We start from the raw sequence: 23,954 nt of genomic DNA, 5'->3' as shown, positions 1-23,954 counted from the left end.
AATGGCTGGACCGACGAAGCCAGCGGCGTTTCCCTGATTTTAGAGGGGATCAAGTAGTCAAACAACACATCAGCCCCTTTGAATCCTCAAGTTCAAATCGATGAGAGAATTCTGAGCGGTGCCCTGTTCAGAACTCTTCTTCCTCTATAACGAATCTGCCTTCAATATCGATAGAGCCGTTCCGACTAATTGACTCTCCCCAAACTAGGAAAAAAGTCACAATAACTTGAGTACTTTTTTACTGGTCGGCTTAGGAATTCTAGTTCATGTAGAGATTCATAGTAACTTCTAATATTGGTTAGTGAAAGAAGTAAAGAAAAATTCATAAACAAAAATAGGTAAATAGTCAACAACCCTAATAAGTAAATTGTGCAACTTTAGATGTGTTTTCGCTGATTGCAAACAGCTTATATGGAGCATTTCGTGATGAAAAAGACAATTGCAACAACCTTTCTACTCGTCACAATTCTTGTTGGAGGAATAACAGCCTGTAATAGTTCCAATTCCTCAGATGCCTCTCAATCAAATGCATCTCAATCGCAGGAGCGGACTCAGAAGCGTGAGGCAGTTCGCAAGCAAATTGAGGCAGTTCTGACTCCAGAGCAGGTGCAACAGTTACAAACGAAATTGCAACAAGGTGAAAAAATGCGTCAGGCATTGTCTAGTCTCAATCTCACCCCTGACCAAAAGACTAAAATTCAGGAGATTTATAAGGCTAATTATGCCCAGCGACAAAAGCAATCTAAAGAGAACTCACAGTAGTGTTCTAGATATGTGGGTTTCGGTTTAAAAAGCAAAGCAGCAATTAAGAGTACTGTTTTTTGTTAACCCATTTTTATCAGTGGAAGCATGTTCAAGCGAAAATTGCTCACTAGAATAGAAGTCGCTGTTATGGCAGCGATCCTGACAGGGACTAGTCTATATGTCTCAAAAAGTCTGGCTCAAACACAACCCACCCCCCAAAAATTGGTGAATCAGGTGTGGCAAATCCTGGATCAAAATTATGTTGATGCCAGCTTCAACCAGCAAAACTGGAAAGCGATTCGACAGGAGTATCTTAGCCCTTCCTATAGCTCTAAAGAACAGGCGTACGCTGCAATTCGAGAAATGGTAGGGAAGTTAGGCGATCGCTACACTGAGTTCTTTGATCCCGAGGAATTCAAAGCCCTGAATAACGATCTTGCTGGCAATCTCTCTGGTGTAGGTCTTGAACTTGCAGAGAATGAAAAAACCAAAGCGTTAACCGTTGTCGCCCCGATTGAAGGAACGCCTGCTTTCAAAGCAGGTATCTTGCCGAACGATGTGATTGTCCAAATCGACGGTCAACCTATTCAGGGCATGAACATCAACGATGCCGCCAAGCGGATTCAGGGACCTGTTGGAACCCCAGTTGTCTTGGTGATTCAACGCGGCAATCAAGCCCAAACCTTTAAGCTGACTCGGGCAAACATCGACCTGCATCCTGTAAGTTATCGCACGCAAACAACGCCAACGGGGAAGATTGGTTATATCCGTCTGCCAGAGTTTACGCAAACGGCTGCCCCAGAGATGCGTCAAGCGATTCAAGCCTTGGAAAAAGAGCAGGTGCAGGGCTATGTTCTGGATCTGCGGTCTGATCCTGGTGGACTGCTGGATGCTAGCTTGCAAATTGCCAGTATGTGGCTAAAGCAAGGCGAGATTGTGTCTTTGGTAAATCGGGATCAGGTTAAAGAACGCTACAATGCCACGGGACATCCTCTGACGAACAAACCCTTAGTGGTGCTGGTTGATGGCGGATCTGCCAGCGCCAGCGAAATCTTAGCGGGGGCGCTGCAAGATGACAATCGCGCCACGTTAGTCGGGACTCGCACCTTTGGCAAGGGTTTAGTTCAAGCCGTCGAGCCACTGGAGGATGGTTCCGCGTTGAAACTGACGATCGCCAAGTACTACACACCAAAAGGTCGAGATATCAATCATGTCGGCATTGCACCAGACATTACGGTGGACTTAAGCGAGGCACAACAGCAAGCATTGGCACAAAACCATACCATTGGAACTTTAGCTGATCCGCAGTATGCGAGTGCCGTTGCAGATTTGAGTCAGTTAATTCGTACTGGGATAAAGAATCGGTAATCAGTAAGTATAGCGGTAAGAACCCGGAGTAAGGTAAAGAAAGAAATAATGAACCACAGATGGACACAGATGGACACAGATAAATACAGCACATTGCAAGTAAATGAAGTACAACGTTGTTATCCAAAAGTCAGACATCAAGCTCTTTTTACTTCTGACTTCTGACTCCTGAATTCTTCTGTAATGACTTCATTCAAATAAAAAGCGCTATAGGTCGTAAAAATAAAGTTAATTCGTCATTAGTCACAAGATTGCATCTGTTTGATTCCATCTGTGTCCATCTGTGGTTCATTATTCTTTTTTTCGACTTTTGCAAGAAGTCTATTGGTAACAGTTCAAGCGTTTTCACATTTCTTAAGGTAGATTTGTTGATTCCTACTTACCTATTTAGAAGGTATCGTGTCACACCTCTAAGAATGCATACTGTTAGCAGCTAGGCATCCGTGAGCACTGGTTTTCTTAATGCCGTACAGAGATGAATTTTGAATTTTGAATTGCTTAACTCCTATGACCCATGAAATCAAAGATGAAATCAAAGATGAAATCAAAAATGAGAATTTGATTGAGAACAGTACGCAATCACAGTTCAAGTCCTCGTCTCCAAAACGGACTGGCTTGGTTATCCTGGGCGTGACGTTGCTTGCTGCGGCGGGTTTGTATGGTATACATGCGGGTGCTGCCAAGCCTGACAAAGATGGAAAGTCTGCCAGGAAAGGACCGCAGGTCACACCTGTGACAGTGGCTATGGTGATGCAAAAAACTGTTCCAGTGCAATTGCAGGCGATTGGTAACGTGCAAGCGGCGTCTACGGTATCGGTTACGCCCCAAGCGAGTGGGCGGATCACTGGAGTTTATTTCAAGAAAGGTCAAGACGTGAAAAAGGGACAACTTTTATTCACCCTCGATGACCGCACACAAAATGCTGCTATCCAGCAGGCTCAAGGGACTTTGGCGAAAGACCTGGCGCAGGTACAGCAAGCCAGAGCGACGTTAGCCAAAGACCAAGGGCTGGTAGAACAAGCCAGAGCGACGTTAGCCAAAGACCAAGGGCAGGTAGAGCAAGCTAGAGCGACATTAGCTAAAGACCAAAGTCTAGTGCGACAGGCTCAGGCGACTTTGGCAAAGGATGAAGCGCAAGCTCGATACGCCCAAGCACAGAGCAGTCGTTATGGTGAGTTGTACAAGCAGGGCGCTGTCAGCCAAGACCAAGCTCAACAATACTCTACGAATAGTCAGGCATCTGCGGCAACGCTTCAGGCAGATCGAGAGGCGATCGCCAATGCTCAGGCTGTCGTGCGGGGCGATCAAGTCGCCATCAAGAATGCTGAGCAAGTCGTGCGCGGTGATCAAATAGCGATTACTAATGCTGAGGCAGTTGTGCGCGGCGATCAAGCAGCGATCAAGAACGCTGAGGCGGTTGTCAGTTCAGATCAGGGGGCATTGGAAAATGTCCAAGTGCAATCGACGTACACCAAAATTTATGCTCCGATTAGTGGACGCGCCGGCAACATTCTGGTGACTCAAGGCAATGTGGTTCAAGCAAACGGCACGAATCCCCTCGTGACGATCGCCCAAATTCGCCCGATTCAAGTTTCCTTCTCCGTGCCAGAATCGAATCTGCCGCAGGTTCAAAAGTACATACAGAATGGCAAGCTGAAGGTAGATGTCACATTCTCCGGCAATAATGCTCGTCCAATACCAGGTGTTTTGACATTTGTCAATAATACGGTCGATAACACCACAGGTACGATTCAACTTATTGGTGACTTTGACAACGCTCAGGGAAACCTGTTTCCTGGTCAATATGTAAACACAACGCTGACGCTCACCCAAGAACCGAATGCGACCGTTGTTCCTGCACAAGCAGTTCAGAACGGACCGAATGGACAATTTGTCTTCGTTGTCAAGCCCGACATGACAGTGGAAAATGCCCCAGTGGCAGTCAGCAACACCATAGATGGACTCGCCGTGGTTCAGAAAGGAGTGCAACCAGGCGCGAGGGTTGTGACTGATGGTCAAGCAAATCTGGTGACGGGCAGCAAGATCCGCATCAAAACTGCCTCGGATTCTGCTGCCACAGTTAATTCTTCCAAATCAGGAAAAAATCGTTCTTCAGGGTCAGGCAGAAATCAGTCCTCGAAGTCAGCAGGAGGCGATTCATGAATCTCTCGGAAATATTTGTTCGTCGCCCGATCATGACAACGCTGGTGATGGCGGCAATTCTCATCTTCGGTTTCATGAGCTATCGCTTGCTGCCGATCAGCGATCTGCCGAGTGTGGATTATCCAACGATTCAGGTGAGTGCCGCGCGACCGGGAGCCAGCCCAGAAACAATGGCTGCATCGGTTGCGCGTCCTTTGGAAAAGCAATTTTCCAGTATTGCTGGACTCGATTCGCTCAACTCGACCAGCACCTTGGGTAGAACTCAGATTACGCTGCAATTTAACCTTGATCGTAATATTGACGATGCTGCTCTGGATGTGGAATCTGCGATTTCATCGGCATCAGGACAAATTCCAAACGATTTACCCAATCCACCCAGCTACAGTAAGGTTAACCCAGCTGATCAGCCGATTCTCTACCTGTATCTCGACTCTCCCACCCTGCCTCTTTCCGAGGTTGATAATTATGCCCAGACCTATCTAGCACAAAAGCTGTCCACAATCAATGGTGTGGCTCAGGTACAAGTCTACGGTTCCCAAAAGTATGCGGCTCGAATTCAGCTTGATCCGCAGCAATTGGCAAGTCGGCAAATTGGGCTAGATCAGGTGGAAACCGCAATTCAACAAGGCAACGTCAACTTACCCACCGGAAGTCTTTCAGGCAATCACAAGAATTATACGGTACAGACCAACGGGCAACTCGCAGATGCGGCGGCTTATCGAAAATTAATTGTCGCTTACAAAGATGGGGCACCCGTCTACCTGGAGCAACTCGGTCGGGTGATTGACGGTGTAGAAAATGACAAGGTAGCAAGTTGGTACAATAATACTCGCGCCATTATTCTGACGATTCAACGGCAGCCTGGAACCAACACGGTGCAAGTGGTAGACACGATTAAGAAACTGCTGCCTACTTTGAGAGATCAGATTCCTGATTCCGTTGAAATTGGTGTTCTTTATGATGCCTCCCAATCGATTCGAGACTCAGTAGATGATGTTCGGTTTACGCTGATTCTGACGATTTGCCTGGTTGTGCTAGTGATTTTCGTGTTTTTGCGCAACCTCTCGGCAACGGTAATTCCTAGTTTGGCGTTACCGGTTTCGCTGATTGGCACGTTTGCTGTCATGCATCTGCTGGACTACTCGTTGGATAACCTATCAATGATGGCGTTGACGCTTTCGGTAGGTTTTGTGGTGGATGATGCGATCGTCATGCTAGAAAACATCGTTCGTCATATGGAAATGGGCGAACGTCCGCTAGAAGCAGCGTTAAATGGATCGAAGGAAATCGGTTTCACAATTTTATCGATGACACTGTCATTGGTGGCAGTATTCATCCCGATGCTTTTTATGAGTGGGTTGTTGGGACGATTGTTCCATGAATTCGCTGTAACGATCGCCGTTTCGATTCTTGTCTCAGGCTTTGTTTCCCTCAGTCTCACTCCCATGTTGTGCAGTCGTTTTCTACGTCCGGTAGATCACGAGCATCAAAGTCGGTTATATCGAGCTTCGGAGTATGTGTTTGCTCGCTTTCTCGCTCTGTACGATTGGACTCTCAAAAAGGTCTTAAAATATCACCGCACCACGATGATTTTATCTACTGTGATGCTGTTTGTCACAGTTTGGCTGTTAGCGGTGGTTCCCAAGGGCTTTATTCCGAGCGAAGATACGGGGCAAATCACAGGCATTACTCAAGCGGCGCAGGATGCCTCTTTTGATAACTTGGTACGTCACCAGCAAGCGGTGGTTGATTTGCTGCGTCAAGACCCAAATGTGGATGCGGTAAATTCTAATATCGGGGCGAGCGCTAGTGCAACTGGTGGCGGGGCAGCCGTTGCAGGTAATTCTGGCAGTTTGTTTATTCGGTTAAAACCGCGAGGCGAACGTAAGATGAGTGCTGAGGAAATCATTCAAAATCTGCGCTCAAAACTCGCCACAGTTCCCGGTATTCAGGTGTTCTTACAAAATCCCCCAGCGATTCCCGTTGGTACTCAGCAAACGACTGGGCTTTATCAACTCGCACTGCAAAGTTCTGATGTCCAACCGTTGCAAGAGTATGTGCCGCAACTCGTTGAGAGGATGAAGACTCTGCCACAGCTTCAGGATGTCAACAGCGATTTACAGATGACTTCTCAAGTCAAACTTGACATTGATCGTGACAAAGCTGCAGCCCTTGGGATTACTGCTCAGCAAATTGAAAGTACACTCAGAAATGCCTATGGTTCCTACCAGGTATCAACAATCTACGGAGCAAGCAACGAGTATCAGGTCATTCTGGAACTGGAACCCCAGTATCAGCAAGACCCCAATGCTTTGATGAAACTTTATATTAACACTGGCAGTAGTAGTAGTAGTAGTAGTAGTAGTAGTAACAATGCTGGTAGCAACGCTAATAATGTCTCCGGCAATGATTCTGGTAATACCTCCACCAATAACATTACAAATAATTCTGGTAGCGGACAGGCAATTCCTCTGAGCACATTTGCCAAAATATCTCCAGGAGTCGCGCCGTTGATGATCAATCATGTTGGTCGGATGAATGCTGCCACGATTTCCTTCAACCTCACTCCTGGTGCATCGCTTGGAGAAGCAAATCAAACGATTGAAAACCTCATTCGTACGGTCATTCCTGATAGCATCGCGACGAACTTTCAGGGGGCAGGTCAGGTATTTCAAAGTTCATTGCCGAATCTATTGCTATTACTGTTGATTGCGATTCTGGTGATTTATCTGATTCTCGGTATCTTATATGAGGATTTTATTCACCCGATTACAATTCTTTCAGGTTTGCCTTCGGCTGGTTTTGGCGCATTAGTAACGCTGATGTTCTTCCATGTTGAGCTCAATGTTTACTCGTTCATCGGTATTATGCTGCTGGTGGGCATCGTCAAGAAAAACGGCATTATGATGGTGGACTTTGCCATTGAAGCCCAGCAGAATGAAGGGAAAAAACCATCGGAAGCGATTTATCAAGCGTGTCTGGTGCGTTTCCGTCCAATCATGATGACGACGATGGCGGCACTTATGGGAACCTTGCCGATCGCCCTCGGTTTTGGCGCAGGTTCTGAATCTCGCCGACCTTTGGGTATTGCAGTTGTAGGTGGATTGCTGTTCTCGCAAATCTTGACGCTTTATTTAACTCCTGTGTTTTACATATATATGGAGTCGTGGCGCAAACAGCTCAGTCAAGTTAAGTTCCGTCGAGTTTTCTCGTTTACAGGGGGGAGGTAAAAATGAAAACGTGAGTTTTGAGAAACTGCAAGCAGTCTCATCGTAACTTTTTTAAACGCAGAGGAACGCGGAGGAAGGCGCAAAGGAACGCAGAGTCTTGCGAAATTTCATTGGCTACGAATTCATGAGATGCTGTACAGCTAGACAGATAAGCGATCGCCCGCACTAAAATTTAAATGCCAGCGTTTGTTGGAGTGATTTCTATGTCTTTGCAAAGTCTGAAAGAGCAAGCTCGTCAATTGTCTGTAAGTGAGCGTCTTGAACTTGTGAGTGCGATTATCGAATCCTTACAAGATTCTTCAAGTCAACTACCTGAGCGATCGCGCATCATCAAGCAGATGAAAGGTTTGTTGAAAACTGATCAATCGGCACCAACCGATGACCAAGTCAAGGCAATGCTAGAAGAACGTCGAGTGGAGAAATATCTTTAGTGAGAGTTCTGATTGACACCAATATTGTTTTAGATTATTTGCTAGAACGAGAGCAATTTCTCAAAGATGCGGAGGCTCTATTCAACGCAATTGATTCTGGACAAGTGATTGGCTATGTGACAGCAACAACACTCACTGATATTTTCTACATAGCCCGCAGGCAAACTCGAAGTGTTGAGCTTGCCAGGCAAGCGGTTTCAACTACACTGGCTGTTATGGTCATTGCCTCTGTTAATCGGGCTATTTTAGAAGCGGCTTTCGCATCTGAGTTAGCAGATTTTGAAGATGCGGTACAGATTCACTGTGCAGTTTCCCAAGGTTTAGATGCGATTGTCACTCGCGACACGCAGGACTTTTCGGGTTCAGTAATACCTGTGTTGTCGGTGCCTCAGCTATTGAAGCGGTTGGAAGAAATATGATTTTTTTTACAGAGTTTGATGTGTGTTTTTATCGCTTTGATTTAGTTTGAGACGTACGTCCAAGGAGAAAAGAAACATTAAAACAAGCGCTGATATTTACCTTTAGCTCTGCAACCAAGTGACTGTTATTACAAGGCGACAATAGACCTCTAGCAAAAATCAAATTTATGAAAATGAAACCACAGATGGACACTCATGGAACACAGATAATTTCTCGGTGTGCATCTGTGTTCCATGAGTGGTTCTAAATATCCATTAATCATGACTTTTGTAAGAAATCTAATCAAGGAACATAGGTTGTTATAAATTTTCTGTGTCAGTAACTTGCCAAATTTTATATTTAATTCCATTGAGAAATATGAGCGCGGCTAACGATTTGAGCGACACGATCAACGCCACATTTCTGGGAGAACTAAATTTATGAACCTTTCAGAACTTTTTATTCGTCGTCCGGTCATGACGACCTTGGTGGTGATGGGTATCCTCATCTTCGGTCTCATGAGTTATGCACTGTTGCCGATCAGTGCTTTACCCAACGTCGAATATCCCTTTATTAGTGTCTCTGCGAGTCTCCCCGGTGCGACGCCGGAAACGATGGCATCCTCGGTTGCTGCACCTCTAGAAAGACAGTTCACGGAAATTGCTGGACTCAATTCATTTAATTCCACCAGTTCAACGGGCAGCACTAACATTTCTTTGCAATTCGATTTCAGCCGTAAGGCAGATGACGCTGCTAAAGACGTACAAGCAGCAATTTCAGCCGCAGCAGGACAATTGCCCTCTGGAATGCCAAAACCACCAACCTATCGCAAGGTTAACCCGTCTGTTGCTCCGGTTCTCTACCTCTACCTCTATTCGGAAACCCTGCCAATTTCCACTGTGGACGAATACGCAGAGGTGACAATTGGGCAGCCAATTTCCATGATTAACGGCGTGGCGCAAGTGCAGGTTTATGGTCAAAAGCAATATGCGGTGCGTGTCCAGCTTGATCCGCGCGAGTTAGCGACGCGAGGAATTGGTCTGGATCAGGTGAAGACGGCGATTCAGCAGGCAAATGTGGAGTTGCCAACGGGGAGTCTTTCTGGTAAAGACAAAAGTTACATGATTCAGGCGAATGGTCAACTAACCGATGCTGCTGGTTATCGATCGCTGATTGTTTCTTACAAAAATGGCGCAGCGGTACGGCTTCAAGACTTGGGACAAGTGATCGACGATGTCCAAAACAATAAAGTCTCGAACCGCTATAGCGATAAAAAAGTCTCGAATCGTCCGTCGATTGTGCTTGCTGTGCAGCCTCAGCCTGATGCAAATACTGTGGCGATTGTGGATGCGATTAAGGAACTTTTACCGACGCTGCGCGAACAAGTTCCCAAATCAATCGAGGTGGGGATTATGTACGATCGCTCTGAGTCAATTCGAGCATCTGTTGATGATGTGAAATTCACCCTGGTTCTCTCGATTTGTCTGGTGGTTCTGGTAATCTTCCTGTTCTTGCGGAATTTGGCTGCCACGATCATTCCCAGTTTGGCGCTTCCTGTTGCGATCATTGGTACTTTTGCCGCGATGTATCTCTTGGGCTACTCGCTGGATAACCTTTCTTTGATGGCATTGACGCTTTCTGTTGGCTTTGTGGTGGATGATGCGATCGTCGTGCTAGAAAACATTGTCCGTCATCGGGAACTGGGCGAATCGACTTTAGATGCCGCATTGAAGGGGTCGCGAGAAATCAGTTTTACAATCTTATCGATGACGCTTTCGTTGGTGGCAGTGTTCATCCCGATCATGTTTATGGGTGGGTTAATTGGTCGGTTATTTCATGAATTTGCTGTCACGATTTCTGTGGCAATTTTGGTTTCGGGTTTTGTTTCTCTCAGTCTCACGCCGATGTTGTGTAGCCGATTTCTCGGTTCCTCGCATCAGCATCAGCAAAGCCGCTTTTATCGCATATCAGAAAGGGCATTTGATTTCCTGCTACAAGGTTACGAGTGGACGCTCAAACCCGTTTTGCAATACCGTCTGATGACGCTGATCGCTTCCGGGATTCTGCTGCTTCTCACAGTCTATTTGTTCGTTCTCGTTCCCAAAGGATTTATTCCCACGGAAGACACCGGACAACTGATGGCAAACACGAAGGCAGCGCAAGATATCTCGTTTGATGATATGCTGCGTCACCAACAAGAGATTGTAGATATTCTTCGGAAAGACCCCAACATCGAAGCGCTAAACTCAACCGTGGGGGCGAGTGGACCGAACGCATCAGCGAATAACGGACGGATTACAATCCGACTCAAGCCGCGTTCTCAACGTCGCCTCGCCTCCGACGAAATTATTCAAGAACTCACTCCCAAATTACGACGCACACCAGGAATTCAGGTGTTTTTGCGATCGCCACCTGCAATTCCCATCGGAGGACAACAAACCAATTCACAATATCAATTCACTTTACAGAGTTTAAACCTGCCAGATCTGCGCGAATACGTTCCGAAACTATTAGAAAAAGTCAAAACGATACCAGGATTACGAGGCGTTGATAGTGATTTGCAACTCAGCACTCCCCAAGTGCAAGTCAAAATTGACCACGATAAAGCCGCAACCCTCGGCATCACAGCCGCCCTGGTTGAGAGAACCTTGAGTGATGCCTATGGTTCTGGACAGATTTCAACTATTTATACAGCGAACAATCAGTATTATGTCATTTTAGAATTGAAGCCAGAGTATCAGCGAAATCCCAGCGCTCTCTCGATGCTTTATGTGCGATCCAACAATGGAAAATCGATTCCGCTGAGTGCGATCGCCACCATCACTGAAAATGTTGGTCCGCTTACCGTCACCCACTTGAGTGGGCTTCCTTCAGCAACCATTTCCTTCGAGACGTTACCGGGAGTATCATTGAGTCAGGCAACCGAAGCCATCAAGCAAGCTGCACAGGAAATATTGCCGTCAACAATTACAAGCAGCTTTCAGGGTTCCACACAGGTTTTTCAACAGTCCTTTAATGATTTAGGTTGGCTGTTGCTGATTTCGATTGTGGTGATTTATCTGATTCTCGGCATTCTCTACGAGGATTTCATTCACCCGCTTACCATTCTTTCCGGTTTACCTTCGGCGGGATTTGGCGCATTACTGACGCTGCTGATTTTTCAAGTTGAGTTAAATCTCTACTCGTTTATTGGCATCATTTTGCTGGTGGGTATCGTTAAGAAAAACGGCATCATGCTAGTAGACTTTGCTATTGAACGGCAGCGAAACGAAGGCAAACGTCCGTTTGATGCTATCTATGAAGCTTGCATCGTTCGCTTTCGCCCGATTATGATGACGACAATGGCAGCGCTGATCGGAACATTGCCGATTGCACTCGGGACAGGTTCGGGATCTGAAGCGCGTCGTCCTTTGGGAATTGCGATCGTCGGCGGCTTGGTCTTCTCGCAAATCTTGACGCTTTATTTAACTCCCGTGTTCTACACCTACATGGAAGCATGGCGGAAAAACCTCGGTCATCCAAAACTGAAGCTGCGCCAAATCTTCTTTCGTCCGAAAGCTAAGCATACAAACTGAAATTGCCGATGAATAACGGGAAATTGTGTTAGCCAGGACTTACGCAAAAATCGCCAAAAAGGTTAATTTATCGGGCGTTGCTGATTGATGGTATGAATTTTGTTATGCCTCCTTCGTCGGCACGCACTCGCGTATGCCTGCGGCACGCTGCGCGAACGCGCCAAGATGTACAGTGACAGATTATTTGTCATTAGTGACAGATAATCTGTCACTCAAATACCAACAATTGACCCAAAATTGGGAAAACACCTAAGATTGGTAACGCCGTTGCTCACAACCACGAGAAATTAATACTTTGAGCTATCAATTACAACTTTTGGCTCTTTCATGGAATAAATGGTCTGGAATACATGGTATTTCTAATGAAGAACTAGTATGTCGGAGCATCATAGTAATACCACTAGTAAGGAAAGCTAATATGTTTGGTCGCAAACCCTCTGATAATTCGCAGCCAAATGAAGAAAGCAACATGACTGGTTTGATTAAAATATCAGGATGCGATAACCCCAATCAGCGGGGGGATGTAGTTTTTGTTCACGGTTTAGGAGGTCATCCTTTAAAAACTTGGCATCCGGAAGAAAAGCTAGATAATAAGTCTTGGCTATATTGGCTTGGGGAAGACTTAAAAAATGTTGGTGTCTGGACTTTCGGCTACAAAGCTGAGTTTTCTAACTGGAAAGGCAGAGCAATGCCACGTTTCGACCAGGCGAGGAATTTAATGAAGTCGTTAGAAAACGAACAGCTTGGTGAAGATAAACCACTGATTTTCATTACTCATAGTCTAGGTGGTCTATTGGTTAAAGAAGTGCTTAGAAACGCTGATACTTACGATAAACAAGAGTTTATTAACAAAATTAAAGGTATTGTATTTTTAGCAACTCCGCATAATGGTTCTCATCTAGCAAACACAGTTGGTATTCTCAGTAAAATTTTACGAACTACAGAGAGTGTTCAGGAACTGGAAGACAACAATCCTTGGTTGCGAGACTTAGACGTGTGGTATCGGCAAAAGGTAAATAATCGTAATTATCAAATCGCCACAGAGGTCTATTACGAAGCGTGGGATACATCAGGGTATAAGGTTGTAAACGCAGCTAGTGCAGACCCCAAGCTTTTGGATGTGATGCCAGTTTCTGTTGATGCAAACCATATTACAATTGCTAAACCTAAATCTAGACGCGATGATGTCTATAAAGGTGTAAAAAACTTTATTCAAAAGCATTTAAAATCAATACCACAATTGCCACCAGTTGATTCAACTCCTCTGCAAATTTCTGCAACAAAAGATACTGTTCCGCAAGTGGAGGAAAATAAAGACCCTCAATAGCCCCTCCGAATCGTGGTGGTATAAGCTCGGAGGGGGTATTGAATGCGCCATACCAAAAGATTATAGTTATGTTTATTGTGCTTGTAGTTTTTATACTGATACTAATTTGTCTTGCAATACCAAAATTATCACCAACTGTAAATGAGCGACTAAATGATCCAAAGCTAGAGTACTTAAGAAGCCTGCTAAATGAGCATAGCTTTAAAAAAGCTGACGAAGAAACGTTGAAAATTATGCGCTTATCTACTCACCCAAATACAAGTGATGGTATGTATTCTCCAAAAGATGCACTGAATTTCCCAAATAAAGATCTAATCACAAAGATAGATAAGCTTTGGTTAGAAAAAACCGACGGTAAATTTGGCTTTAGTGTACAGAGGAACACATGGATTAACTTAGGAGGCACTCTAGGAGAATACAATAAATTCAAGATTAGAGAGCGATTTTTCAGCGAAGTTGGTTGGAAACGGGGACTTTTGGATATCGAACCTCAATGTCCTCAAAATCCTGATCCAGAGAAACAAGGAAGCTTTCCTTGTCAAGCCACTCTCTTCTACAAATTTTATACACTCAATCAAAATTGAGGTTCTCAGAGCTTGATGCTGTCAGTTTCTTGTTCCGCAGACGGTTCGCAAAGTAGGGTGTACATAACGTGAATATAATTGCCATAATCAAAGCAAGACAAATTTTGATAAAACCAAGCTTGAAAATATCCTCAAGATCTATTGACAGAAGTGACAAAGCTGCCAAACGAAATGTACCTGTATTGAAGAACTCACATATTCCTAAGAAGGATGTTAGCCAACTAAGCAGCATAATAGCAATAACAATTATCTTTGCTAAACTGTTATCAAAAGATGCATCGCTATTTTCCATAATTTCGATTGTATTAGCACTAAAGAACAAAATTATAATTGCTATAAGAAAAGCCACAAAACTTTGGAATATAGCAAGTAACGTCACTCCATTTAGTACTGAGAATCCCATGCTGCTTACTAGTCCAATAAAATTGGTAACAAAATCAAACACCATTCCAATAAATGCTACTATTAATATAGGCAATATAGGCATTTTAAAATTTAAAATATTGTAGAAAATTCATTCACTTATTTAAAAAAGAAAAGCATAAACACCACTAAAAGTGTTCCCAATAGTCCAGCAATTCCTATCATAAACGTAACATGGTCTACTTGTATTCCTATTTTGACTGGTCCTATTTCTATAGTTTTGTTATGACTCAAATTATTCAATGATGGAGAATTTGAGCAGTCTATCACTTTGTCAAAAATATAGTCCATTAAGCTGTATGACCTTGATTTTATCTCCCACATCAAAAGATATAGATATATTTGCAAAAACGGGACGTTTCTTAAGCTTAAAGCGACATCTTTCACACCTTTAACCGTTTCCTGCTCAACGGAACCAACTCCTTTCGCTTTCTTGCTGATATCTTCTGCTTTCAAGTCACCAGTTAATTCAATTTCACTCAAAACTACTTGACGTATCTTTTCATCTTGTACTTGTAGCTGTTGGACTAGTTCTTTCAGTTTTTGAGCAAATGCTTCATCTGCATCCATTTGAGTTTGCAGTTCATCTTGTAGCTTTGCCTTATTCGGTAGAGTAGGGTCATTTTCTGCTCGTTTCAGTAACCCTTCTGTTCCCTCTGCTCTAAACTTTTCACGAATGGTGTTTATTAGAAGAGTAAATGTATCAGCGTCACCTTTACCTAAAGCTTTTCCGCCTTCTTTAATTGCCTCAGAGAAAAATAATGAGACAATCACTGCTGCCCTTAAAGGTTCTACCATAAGCTTGCCCTTAAATCTAGTAGCAACACACTAATATACAAGCATTCCGTGTTACTTTTCGGATTTTTTAGCTTTATTTATGATGCGGCATTAAAAAGTAGTGATGAGTTCGACTGGTTTGGTTACTCTACTCAAGTCAATTCCACCAAAGGGCATAAAGGTGGAACACACGCCTGGAGTGGGACAGATCCTTTGTATATCCCAACAAATAACCGAAGACTGGTAAAACTGCATAAATCTGGCTGCCGTGGCGGGAATGCCTACCCTTATTCTGTTGAGTTTCGCCGCATGTCTACGCTGGATACCTTCTTGAATGCCCAATCATCAAAAGTTGGTAAAATGGAAAAAACTCAACCTGCTATCTTTAGGCGCAAGTCTCCGAATCAACGGCGATATGAGGATGTGCGCTCGCGGGAATATTTGTTACCAAAGGAACCAAAGGAAGTGGACGCGATGCTGGCGATCCGCGTGGGCGCAACACCGGGATATGAAAATCCAGCGCGGGAGTCATGCGACGGCTGAAAGCGAAGCGTTTCCCTAACACAGGTGGCGATCGCTCTCTTCCACCTCTGCATTTGTCCGCAGGTAATCTCGCAGGCGATCGCATCCATAAGTCAGTAAATCCAGATTGAGAACTCGCTGCAAATTCCACAGGATAAGCGTGTTATCCTCACTGACTGAAGCGACAAATGTTCCATCAGGGCTATACGCCAATCCCCTTACGGCAGCAGTGTGACCTTTGAGGGTCGTCAGTTCTATACCATCTAGCTTCCAGAGTTTCACTGTGCCATCCACACTGCCAGAAGCAATAATTTGACCGTCAGGGCTAAACGCCACTCCCCACACCGCAGCCGTGTGACCTTTCAAAGTTCTCACTAACGTGCCATCCAGTTTCCACAGCTTCACCGTATTGTCCCCACTGCCAGAAGCGAGGATATTACCTTGAGGGCTAAATGCCACTCTCCACACCGCCGCCTCATGACCTGTAAGCGTTCTCAACAGTGTACCATCCAGTTTCCACAGCTTAATCGTTCCGTCTGCACTTGCCGAAGCAATGGTCTGACCATCTGGACTAAATGGTACCTGCCAAACAGTAGCACTATGCCCTCTGAGAGTCTTGAGTAAAGTGCCATCTATCCGCCAAAGTTTGACGGTAGTATCTTCACCTCCCGAAGCGAAGATATTTCCTTGCGGACTAAAGGCAACAGTCCACACAGGCGCAGAATGACCGATGAAAGTCCTGACTAAAGTTCCGTCTCGCCGCCAGAGTTGCACTGAATTTTCGTTACTGGCGATCGCAATTAACCTATCATCGGGACTGAAGGCAATTGAGACAGAGCCAAGCTTATTACCATGCATTGTCGTGAGCAGTTTGCCTTGGCGGTTCCAAAGTTTAGCTATCCCGTCAACGCTTCCTGTCGCGATCGTCTTGCTGTCGGAACTAATATCTGGACCCCAAACCCCACCCTGTTCGGCAGTGATAATAGTGCGGAATGGGTTTTGACTCTGCCAGAGTCGGACGACGCCTTCGGTATCTGCCGAGGCAATAAAGCTGCCGTCGGGACTCCAAGCTACCCCCCAAATTGCCGCATTATATACTCTGAGGGTATTTAGCTGCCTACCGTCAATACGCCACAGTTTTAAGGTTTTGTCGATACTTGCGGAAGCAATAAGCTGACCGTCAGGACTCCAAGCTACTCCATGCACCCCTGCACTGTGACCTTGGAGGGTTCTGAGCAAGCGACCGTCTCGCGTCCAAAGTTTAACGGTTTTGTCTCCACTTGTTGAAGCAATAGTTTGACCGTCGGGGCTAAACTTGACTGAGGTGACAAGAGCGGTGTGACCCTGGAGAGTTTTAGATAAAGTGCCATCCCGCTTCCAGAGTTTAACGGTTTTGTCGAAACTGGCAGCCGCAATCATTTCGCCGTCGGGACTCCAGGTGACTCCCCATACTCTAGCACCGCTGTTTTGAAGCGTTCTTAGCAGGCTACCGTCTCGTTGCCATAGTTTCACCGTGCCATCCACACTGCCAGAAACGATCGCCTGACCGTCGGGACTAAAGGCGACTCCCCAAACCGCCGCAGTATGACCCTGGAAAGTTCTAAGCAGCGTGCCGTCCCGCTTCCAGAGTTTGATCGTGTGATCGTCACTTGCAGAAGCGATCGTCTGACCGTCGGGGCTAAAAGCGATCGCCCTCACGTTTGCCTGATGACCTTTGAGGGTTGCTATTTCCGTTCCGTCGCGCCGCCATAGCTTGATGGTTTTATCTATGCTTGCCGAGGCAATCAGTTTACTGTCAGGATTGATAGCAACTGCCAGAACACCCGCTTTATGTCCCGATAAATGGTTGTATTCATCTGCTTCATAAACAGCTTGTTGCAGTATATTGTTAACTTGGCGCTCAGTATTGGCATCTGCCTCACCGAGTTTTTGCAGTCTTCGTTTGGCTTTAATGGCTTCTATCAGTGCATCCAATCGGCGATTTGAGGCAAACAATCCATCAGAAGAAGACACCAGCGCTCGAATTTCGCTCAGCCTTGCTTGGTATTCACTGACTGCTGCTCGGCGATACTGAAAGTAAGTTGTCACGCTCATTACACAGGCAAGCAGCAATGCCAGACTCACGATAGAAAGCAGAACTTTTTGTCTTTTTGCAGCTTTTTTCTCCTGAGCTAGTCTAGTCTTTTCTTCTGTTAGTCGTGCTTCAACTTCTTTTGCTCGTTCCGCCTCCAATACCAGTAGTATTTCTCTTCTGTCTAATTCTTCACTCTTGGCTAAAAACTGATAATCTAAATCACTTAAACTTTTACCCCGCGACCAAGTTTGAGCGTCAATTAAGGCTTGTCCGCGCAGCAGTCGTGATTTATCTTGTTGCTTTGAAGCTATCCAAGCATCAAAGGCTTGAGAGTAAGGACGTAGGGAAGCAAGTTGTTTTTCTACCCATTCGAGGTTAAAAACTTCTCGATAAATCCGGTTTGTGATCAACAGCAAACCCTGCTGTTTCACAACCAAACCCGATAGCAGCAGTTCTACCTGTTCTCGACTGTCATCGGTTGACACTTCTACACCTTGCAACAAAAGCTGATAGATGCCAAGCATTCTCCCAGCGTGTTGCGAGTTGCTTAGGATGCGATCGCGTATCGTCCTTAAATGCTCTGGTTCATCCTGGGATTCCCACCTGTGGATCAGGCGCGTCCTGACAACACTTTCCACCCAAAAGGCTTCTGTTCCCGGAGGAATAGTCACAATTCCACTCACCGCATCTTTACTAGAATCAACAATCAACTGGCACAGCTTTTGGGTAAGAAATGGTTGTCCCCCTGTCCAAGCTAATATCTCTGTTAAAACAGTCTGGGAGTTTCCTTCTTGTACCTTTAATGCCTTAGCTAATGGCTGAACTTCACCGAATTTAAAACCCTGCAGTTCTATTGCTTTACCAATATTAAACGGGGTACGCTTTCTATCAGCAATTAAATCTGATGGCGTTGCCACTCCAAATATAGCAAAAGTAATGCGGTTGTATTCTGGGTCTATTGCTCGTTGGTTGTAGCAAAAACGAATGAAAGCAAAAAAGTCATCGACTGGAAAATTAAGGCTAAGTATACTATCAATTTCATCAATAAAGATAAACAACCTCTCATTGGGGAATTGGCTGAGTATTTCGGTAATAAACCAACTCAATCTTTGGAGTAAAGAGATATCCTCGTGCTGTTGCCACCAAGCTTTTAAGTTAATTTTTCCTAACAGCTTGAAACCCGACCACAGTTCACCAACAACTCCCTTGTACCACTGAGTTGGAGTAATATTTTCACTGCCGATATTCGTCATATCCACCGTGGTACACTTGAACCCTTCTTGTTGTAGACGATACCGAGTTCTTACCAGCAGTGAGGATTTGCCCATTTGCCGAGAGTTGAGGACATAGCAAAACTCACCCCGCTTTAATGCCGAATACAGTTCTAAGTCTGCCTGTCGCTCCACATAACTTGGAGCATCACTGGTTAGACTTCCACCGATTTGATACTTATAATCAGTCATTACCTATTTTATACACTTAACCAGCAACAAGTGTCCGTTGTCAAGAACGCGCTTGAATTCCTAGAGTGTGCGTAAGTCATAACACGGTTAGAATAATCCTGAAATAGGAGGTTTTTTAGTTATTCTGCTGTTTGCAACGGGAGCATCCCAAATGTTTAAATTGCCCACAGACTAGAAGTCTGGGAGCAACGCGGGCACACAAACAAAGCCTGCGGAGGCACCAATCACAGGTACATAAAGTTTAAACCAGATAATCAACTGCCATACGATAAAGTCCCGGTACAGATAAAAGTGTTGCCGGGAGTAATACCGTTTCACTTTAAGGTTAGAACATGGTGGGCAGCAGAAAGCAGGGCGCAATGCAAGCCAGATATAGCGGCAAGGGAAACATTGACAATGCCGCAAATTTTGTCGGGGTAATGCCTTCCCGAATCCCAAACGATCATATTAATTGGATCGGAAATGATTTGTTTGAGCCTCAGTAATTTTAGAGCGCTTCAACGTTATGGTGAGAGCGTTGGCGCAGCCTCTCGGCACGAGAATCGCGACCTGTCCCTGCAACCTACATTCATACCCGCCGCCCCAAAGCGGGAAAAGAAGCTCAATTCGACCAGCGTATTTCTGAAGTGATTGTGCGATCGGCAACATTTCCCGGCTATCTCGGAACTACCAAGGTTGAACCTGATAATCTGGATGAGCCAGTGTATGGAGCAAGCAAACACGATCTAACTGCCAAAAGCTCCTTGTTTGCGGGTAATTGGTAGATGAGCAAGCATTTAGAATTTGTGTTTGACAAATCCGATATATCGCTATATATTGGATTCATTAATAACGATATATCGTGATAGGTCAAAAGCACAAGGAGTTACATATGTTCAGACAATTTCATCCACGTTTTCCTGTACCAGTCCATGCTGGAGAAGGATTTGGCAATCAATTTTTCATGAGTGGGCGACATGGACACAGAGGTTCGTCTAGTGGTGGTTGGGGAGATGAGCCTCGTACCCGTCGCGGTGACATGAAATTCATTTTGCTTGGGGTTCTATCTGAGCGTCCCCAGCACGGTTATGAACTGATTAAAGAACTAGAAACCCGTCGAGGAGGCTTTCACCGTCTTAGTCCAGGTTCTGTCTATCCAACACTCCAGATGCTGGAAGAAGGCGGTTATTTGACCAGTGAGCAAGTCGATGGTAAGCGTGTCTACACAATTACAGAGAGTGGTAGACAATTCTTGAGCGATCGCAAAGCGCAATCTCATTTAAGAAACGTTCACGACAGTTTTACGGAAAGTAAACCTTCTGAACTGATTGAGTTGCGGCGTACTTTAACAGAGTTGAATGATGCGGTCACACAAATTGCTCGCAGTGGCAATTTAGAGCAAGCAAATCGAGTACGCGATCTGCTTGTTCAGGTAAAGCGTGAGATTTACAAGTTTCTTGCAGAGCATTGACGCACCCACGGCAGACACGCCGTGGGATTCATGCGTAGAACCGCATGGGTTGCGTCAAGCAACCCCTACCTATCTGACTGAGGTCTAATCCCAATCTCGTAGCTACTTTTCTTAAAATATTTGCACTACCATTTAGGTTGGAATACTATGATCAACCCTACCGTCTGTGCCTAAAAGTCAAAGCCAAAAATGGCAGAACGGTAACAGTGACTCATGTTCGGTGATTTTTTTGTCATCCGAAAATCGAGTGCAGGTTTTGAAGAATGGAAGTCCTCTGTTCGATTAGAAAAACTAGCAACCAAGCAACCAGAACGCTATGTTTTTTCAATAGATGTGGGATGGCTAAGTCCACCAGTAGCGGAAGTCGTTGAACAATTAGGTCTGTATTACCGCCTCCGTACTGATAAGGAAATCAATTGGGTCAAGTACAGAAATCGTCAATTTCTCAAAGCCTACACCATCAAAACTTATCAAATAAATGTGGAAGTTGCGAACCGCATTAGAGAGCAGATTGCCCTGACACCAGGAATAACCTACTCTGACCTGATTCAAACCCTAACGGCGACATCAGATGAGGTGAATGCCTTAATAGCTAATGGGGAAATTTATACTGACTTGAGTGTTGCTTCTTTAACTGAACCAGAGAGAGTACATTTATTTGTTGATCAAGCAGCAGCTGATGCTTACAATCGCTGGTTATTAGAGCAAAAAAGAACTGAAGAGAACTTGCTTTTTGCAGCGATTAGTAACCAAACATCCACAACTTTTACATCTTCTATCCACCCAGAAGCAATAGAACGCTATTTAAAAGCCAGCCCATGTGATTTAGCACAAGCAAACCATCGCTATCAAATTATTACTCAACAAGCAGCAGGTAAACCAACAGATAACGCTACTATATCTGAGCGTACTATTCGTTATTGGAAAGCTAAATTTCTCCTGGCTCAAAAGAAATATAACTGGGGATATATTGGGCTGCTCGATAATCATGCAAGCAAAGGTAATAGAAAACCAAAAATATCACAACAGACGCAGGACTTCATTGACAAAATTATTGCTGACCACTATGAAACGCTCAAACAAAAAGGGAAAATGGCAGTTTACGGAGTCTTGAAACACGAATGGGAAAAAACCAAAAATCCAGAGGAACTACCAAGCTATGTGACTTTCTGCAACAGAATCAAGCAACGTTCCGGTTATGAACAAACTAAAAAACGGCTTGGTTCTCGTGCAGCTTATCAGCAATCAGCCTTCTACTGGGAATTAGACTTAACCACTCCGCCTCATGGAGATCGTCCCTGGGAAATCGCTCACATTGACCATACACAGGTAGATGTGGAATTAATCTGCTCCCGTACAGGGCGTAATCTAGGCAGACCTTGGGCTACTTTGCTGATGGATGCTTACAGTAGAAGAATTTTAGCGGTCTATTTAACCTTTGACGAACCAAGCTACCGCTCAATTATGATGGTGCTGCGAATTTGTGTGCAGAGATATTCACGCCTACCTGAGACGATTGTTGTCGATGGCGGGGCTGAGTTCAGTAGCATCTATTTTGAAACACTTTTAGCTGCCTTTGGCTGCACTAAAAAACAACGTCCGCCAGCCAAAGCTCGATTTGGGTCAGTGATTGAACGTCTTTTTGGTACAACCAATACAGAATTTTTTCATAATCTTCAAGGAAACACGCAAATAACCAAACAAGTTCGTTTAGTAACTAAATCAAATAATCCGAAAAAACAAGCAGTTTGGACATTAGATGAACTGTATGCTTTCTTTTGCATTTACAGTTATGAATTTTACGATAATAAAGAACATCCAACTCTGGGGAAAAGTCCGCATCAAGCCTTCACAGAAGGAATAGAGAAAAGCGGACAAAGAAAGATGCAAGAAATTATTTATGACGAGAACTTTAAAATATTTACTCTACCATCTACTCCTAAAGGAACAGCTAAGGTGCAACCATCCCGTGGAATCAAAATCAATTACCTTTACTATTGGTCAATAGATGATTCGTTTATCCAACCAGAAATAGAAGGGACAGATGTCCCAGTGCGTTATGACCCCTTTGACATGGGAACAGCTTATGCTTATGTCAAAGGGCAGTGGATTCGGTGTATTTCCCAATATTATAAATCTTTCCAGAATCGTTCAGAGCGAGAAGTTAAATTAGCCACAGTTGAATTACGTCGCACTCGACAGAAATCTAGTAAAAGAATCAATTTAACAGCTAAGGAAAGAGCGGCTTACCTCGAAGAAGCAGAAGCAAAAGAAGCAATATTAGAACAACGATTACATGATTTAGCTGGTCAAGACGTTCGCTCGATTATTGAGGGCAGAAGAACTCAGCCAATAGGTGAAGACCAGAAAAAAAATCAATCACAAAAAGTTAATAAAGTTGCTAAAAGCAATCTGAAGTCAGAAAAAAGTTTAGAACCAAAAATAAATTTTAATACAATTAATCCATATACGAATGAGGAGTTATGGTAAATACTAATGCACGAGCATTTACGCAAGAACTCCTAAATAAATCTAGTGAAGATAAGACTTGTTACTTCAAAAGTATTACAGTTCCTCACCGCAAACTTAAAGAAGCTTTGGACAGGCTATTAATTAATATTCTTGAACCTGCGGATACCCTAGTATTTTTAGTTTTTGGTGTAACTGGCGTGGGTAAAACTACCTTGCGACTGCGCCTAGAGAAACTCTTATTGGAACGATTTCTCCCGGAATTACAAGTAAACCCTGGTAAAATTGCTGTCGCTAGCGTTGAAGCTATTCCAGCCGAACGAGGAAATTTTAGTCATAAGGATTACTATATTCGGGCTTTAGAATCTCTCAATGAGGTTTTAATCGAGTATAAGTCTAATTATAAACTCTCTTGGACTGATAACAAAGATTTAGGATTGATTAATCAATCCAATCGTAAAGACGTACCTACTTTGCGACGAGCAATGGAGAAGGTGTTTCGGTATCGCCAGTTAAGATGTTTCCTAGTAGATGAAGCTCAACATTTGTTAATGATGTCCGGTGGACACCAAATGCTGCATCAAATGAATTGGATTAAATCAATTGCGAATCTGACGGGAACAATACATAAACTTATTATTTTAATCCACTACTATTTGCCTCAAGTTTTTACCTTATATTACAAAATTCACGTTCCTTAGTTTTGATTTTTCAACTGAAACCATAAAAATTCAGAGTAAATGCTTACTATAATAGTATATATTAATACTTGTATTTTGAAGCTTAACGCTCAACTATTACAACTAAATATTGGTAAAGATTAGATGAAGTTACTCTTTTTATTTCCGAAATACTACATAGAAAGGGTAACCTTACAAAGGTAGATTATACTCAATGCGATTTTCTACATTTTGGTAGAAGGAGTCAGATGGCGATCGCTACCAGGAGATTTTCC

16 protein-coding genes are annotated in these 23,954 nt (G+C 44.2%); 13 read left to right on the top strand and 3 right to left on the bottom strand.

Features of this window, described 5'->3' with window-relative positions; genetic code table 11:
* Positions 1–426 precede the first annotated feature (426 nt).
* The 9 genes from AACT52_RS15700 (at position 427) to AACT52_RS15660 (ending at position 13,821) form a co-directional block, all read left to right on the top strand.
* Positions 427–762, top strand: a complete 336-nt coding sequence (locus AACT52_RS15700) for a hypothetical protein (RefSeq protein ID WP_143172801.1) — start codon at positions 427–429, stop codon at positions 760–762.
* A gap of 87 nt (positions 763–849) precedes the next feature.
* Positions 850–2,112: a S41 family peptidase gene (locus AACT52_RS15695; RefSeq protein ID WP_073632043.1), complete on the top strand. Its 1,263-nt coding sequence runs from the start codon at positions 850–852 to the stop codon at positions 2,110–2,112.
* A gap of 507 nt (positions 2,113–2,619) precedes the next feature.
* Entirely contained in the window at positions 2,620–4,275 is a 1,656-nt protein-coding gene (locus AACT52_RS15690) for an efflux RND transporter periplasmic adaptor subunit (RefSeq protein WP_073632041.1), read from the top strand.
* Positions 4,272–7,505 carry an efflux RND transporter permease subunit gene (locus AACT52_RS15685; RefSeq protein ID WP_073632039.1) on the top strand — a complete coding sequence of 1,078 codons (3,234 nt, stop codon included), beginning with the start codon at positions 4,272–4,274 and terminating at the stop codon, positions 7,503–7,505. Before AACT52_RS15690 ends, AACT52_RS15685 begins: the two co-directional genes overlap by 4 nt.
* A 176-nt stretch (positions 7,506–7,681) precedes the next feature.
* On the top strand, positions 7,682–7,936 hold the full coding sequence (locus AACT52_RS15680) for a hypothetical protein (RefSeq protein WP_339374988.1): 255 nt from the start codon (positions 7,682–7,684) through the stop codon (positions 7,934–7,936).
* The gene (locus tag AACT52_RS15675; RefSeq protein WP_073632037.1) at positions 7,936–8,355 is read left to right on the top strand and encodes a PIN domain-containing protein; all 420 of its coding nucleotides are present in this window, start codon (positions 7,936–7,938) and stop codon (positions 8,353–8,355) included. The genes AACT52_RS15680 and AACT52_RS15675 overlap by 1 nt, the downstream gene beginning before the upstream one ends.
* A 420-nt stretch (positions 8,356–8,775) precedes the next feature.
* On the top strand, positions 8,776–11,910 hold the full coding sequence (locus AACT52_RS15670; RefSeq protein WP_073632035.1) for an efflux RND transporter permease subunit: 3,135 nt from the start codon (positions 8,776–8,778) through the stop codon (positions 11,908–11,910).
* A gap of 295 nt (positions 11,911–12,205) precedes the next feature.
* Positions 12,206–13,237 carry an esterase/lipase family protein gene (locus AACT52_RS15665; protein ID WP_198940931.1) on the top strand — a complete coding sequence of 344 codons (1,032 nt, stop codon included), beginning with the start codon at positions 12,206–12,208 and terminating at the stop codon, positions 13,235–13,237.
* Between the two features lie 68 nt (positions 13,238–13,305).
* Complete coding sequence (locus AACT52_RS15660; RefSeq protein ID WP_073632033.1) at positions 13,306–13,821, top strand: GUN4 domain-containing protein; 516 nt, start codon at positions 13,306–13,308, stop codon at positions 13,819–13,821.
* Here AACT52_RS15660 and AACT52_RS15655 read toward each other — a convergent pair.
* Both AACT52_RS15655 and AACT52_RS15650 read right to left on the bottom strand, forming a co-directional pair.
* Positions 13,808–14,308, bottom strand: a complete 501-nt coding sequence (locus AACT52_RS15655; RefSeq protein ID WP_073632031.1) for a hypothetical protein — start codon at positions 14,306–14,308, stop codon at positions 13,808–13,810. The genes AACT52_RS15660 and AACT52_RS15655 overlap by 14 nt on opposite strands.
* Positions 14,309–14,343: 35 nt before the next feature.
* The gene (locus tag AACT52_RS15650; RefSeq protein WP_073632029.1) at positions 14,344–15,042 is read right to left on the bottom strand and encodes a hypothetical protein; all 699 of its coding nucleotides are present in this window, start codon (positions 15,040–15,042) and stop codon (positions 14,344–14,346) included.
* Positions 15,043–15,090: 48 nt separating this feature from the next.
* On the opposite strand from AACT52_RS15650, the gene AACT52_RS15645 reads away from it, so the two are divergent.
* Positions 15,091–15,564 (top strand): hypothetical protein, encoded by a 474-nt coding sequence (locus AACT52_RS15645; RefSeq protein ID WP_073632027.1) that lies wholly within the window; start codon positions 15,091–15,093, stop codon positions 15,562–15,564.
* Between the two features lie 15 nt (positions 15,565–15,579).
* Here the strand turns inward: AACT52_RS15645 and AACT52_RS15640 are convergent, their stop codons facing one another.
* A complete protein-coding gene (locus tag AACT52_RS15640) occupies positions 15,580–19,080 on the bottom strand; it encodes an AAA-like domain-containing protein (protein ID WP_073632025.1) in 3,501 nt (1,166 codons plus the stop codon).
* An 871-nt stretch (positions 19,081–19,951) separates the two neighbouring features.
* Here AACT52_RS15640 and AACT52_RS15635 point away from each other — a divergent pair.
* The 3 genes from AACT52_RS15635 to AACT52_RS15625 all read left to right on the top strand — a co-directional run bounded on the left by AACT52_RS15635 (position 19,952) and on the right by AACT52_RS15625 (position 23,700).
* Complete coding sequence (locus AACT52_RS15635; protein WP_073632023.1) at positions 19,952–20,530, top strand: PadR family transcriptional regulator; 579 nt, start codon at positions 19,952–19,954, stop codon at positions 20,528–20,530.
* Positions 20,531–20,743: 213 nt separating this feature from the next.
* The gene (locus tag AACT52_RS15630) at positions 20,744–23,020 is read left to right on the top strand and encodes a Mu transposase C-terminal domain-containing protein (protein ID WP_073632021.1); all 2,277 of its coding nucleotides are present in this window, start codon (positions 20,744–20,746) and stop codon (positions 23,018–23,020) included.
* Positions 23,014–23,700: an AAA family ATPase gene (locus AACT52_RS15625; protein ID WP_083630349.1), complete on the top strand. Its 687-nt coding sequence runs from the start codon at positions 23,014–23,016 to the stop codon at positions 23,698–23,700. The genes AACT52_RS15630 and AACT52_RS15625 overlap by 7 nt, the downstream gene beginning before the upstream one ends.
* Positions 23,701–23,954 lie beyond the last annotated feature (254 nt).

This window comes from Scytonema sp. HK-05, assembly GCF_963872035.1.
Classification (GTDB): Bacteria; Cyanobacteriota; Cyanobacteriia; order Cyanobacteriales; family Nostocaceae; genus Kalymmatonema.
This window is presented reverse-complemented; position numbering and strand designations above follow the sequence as displayed.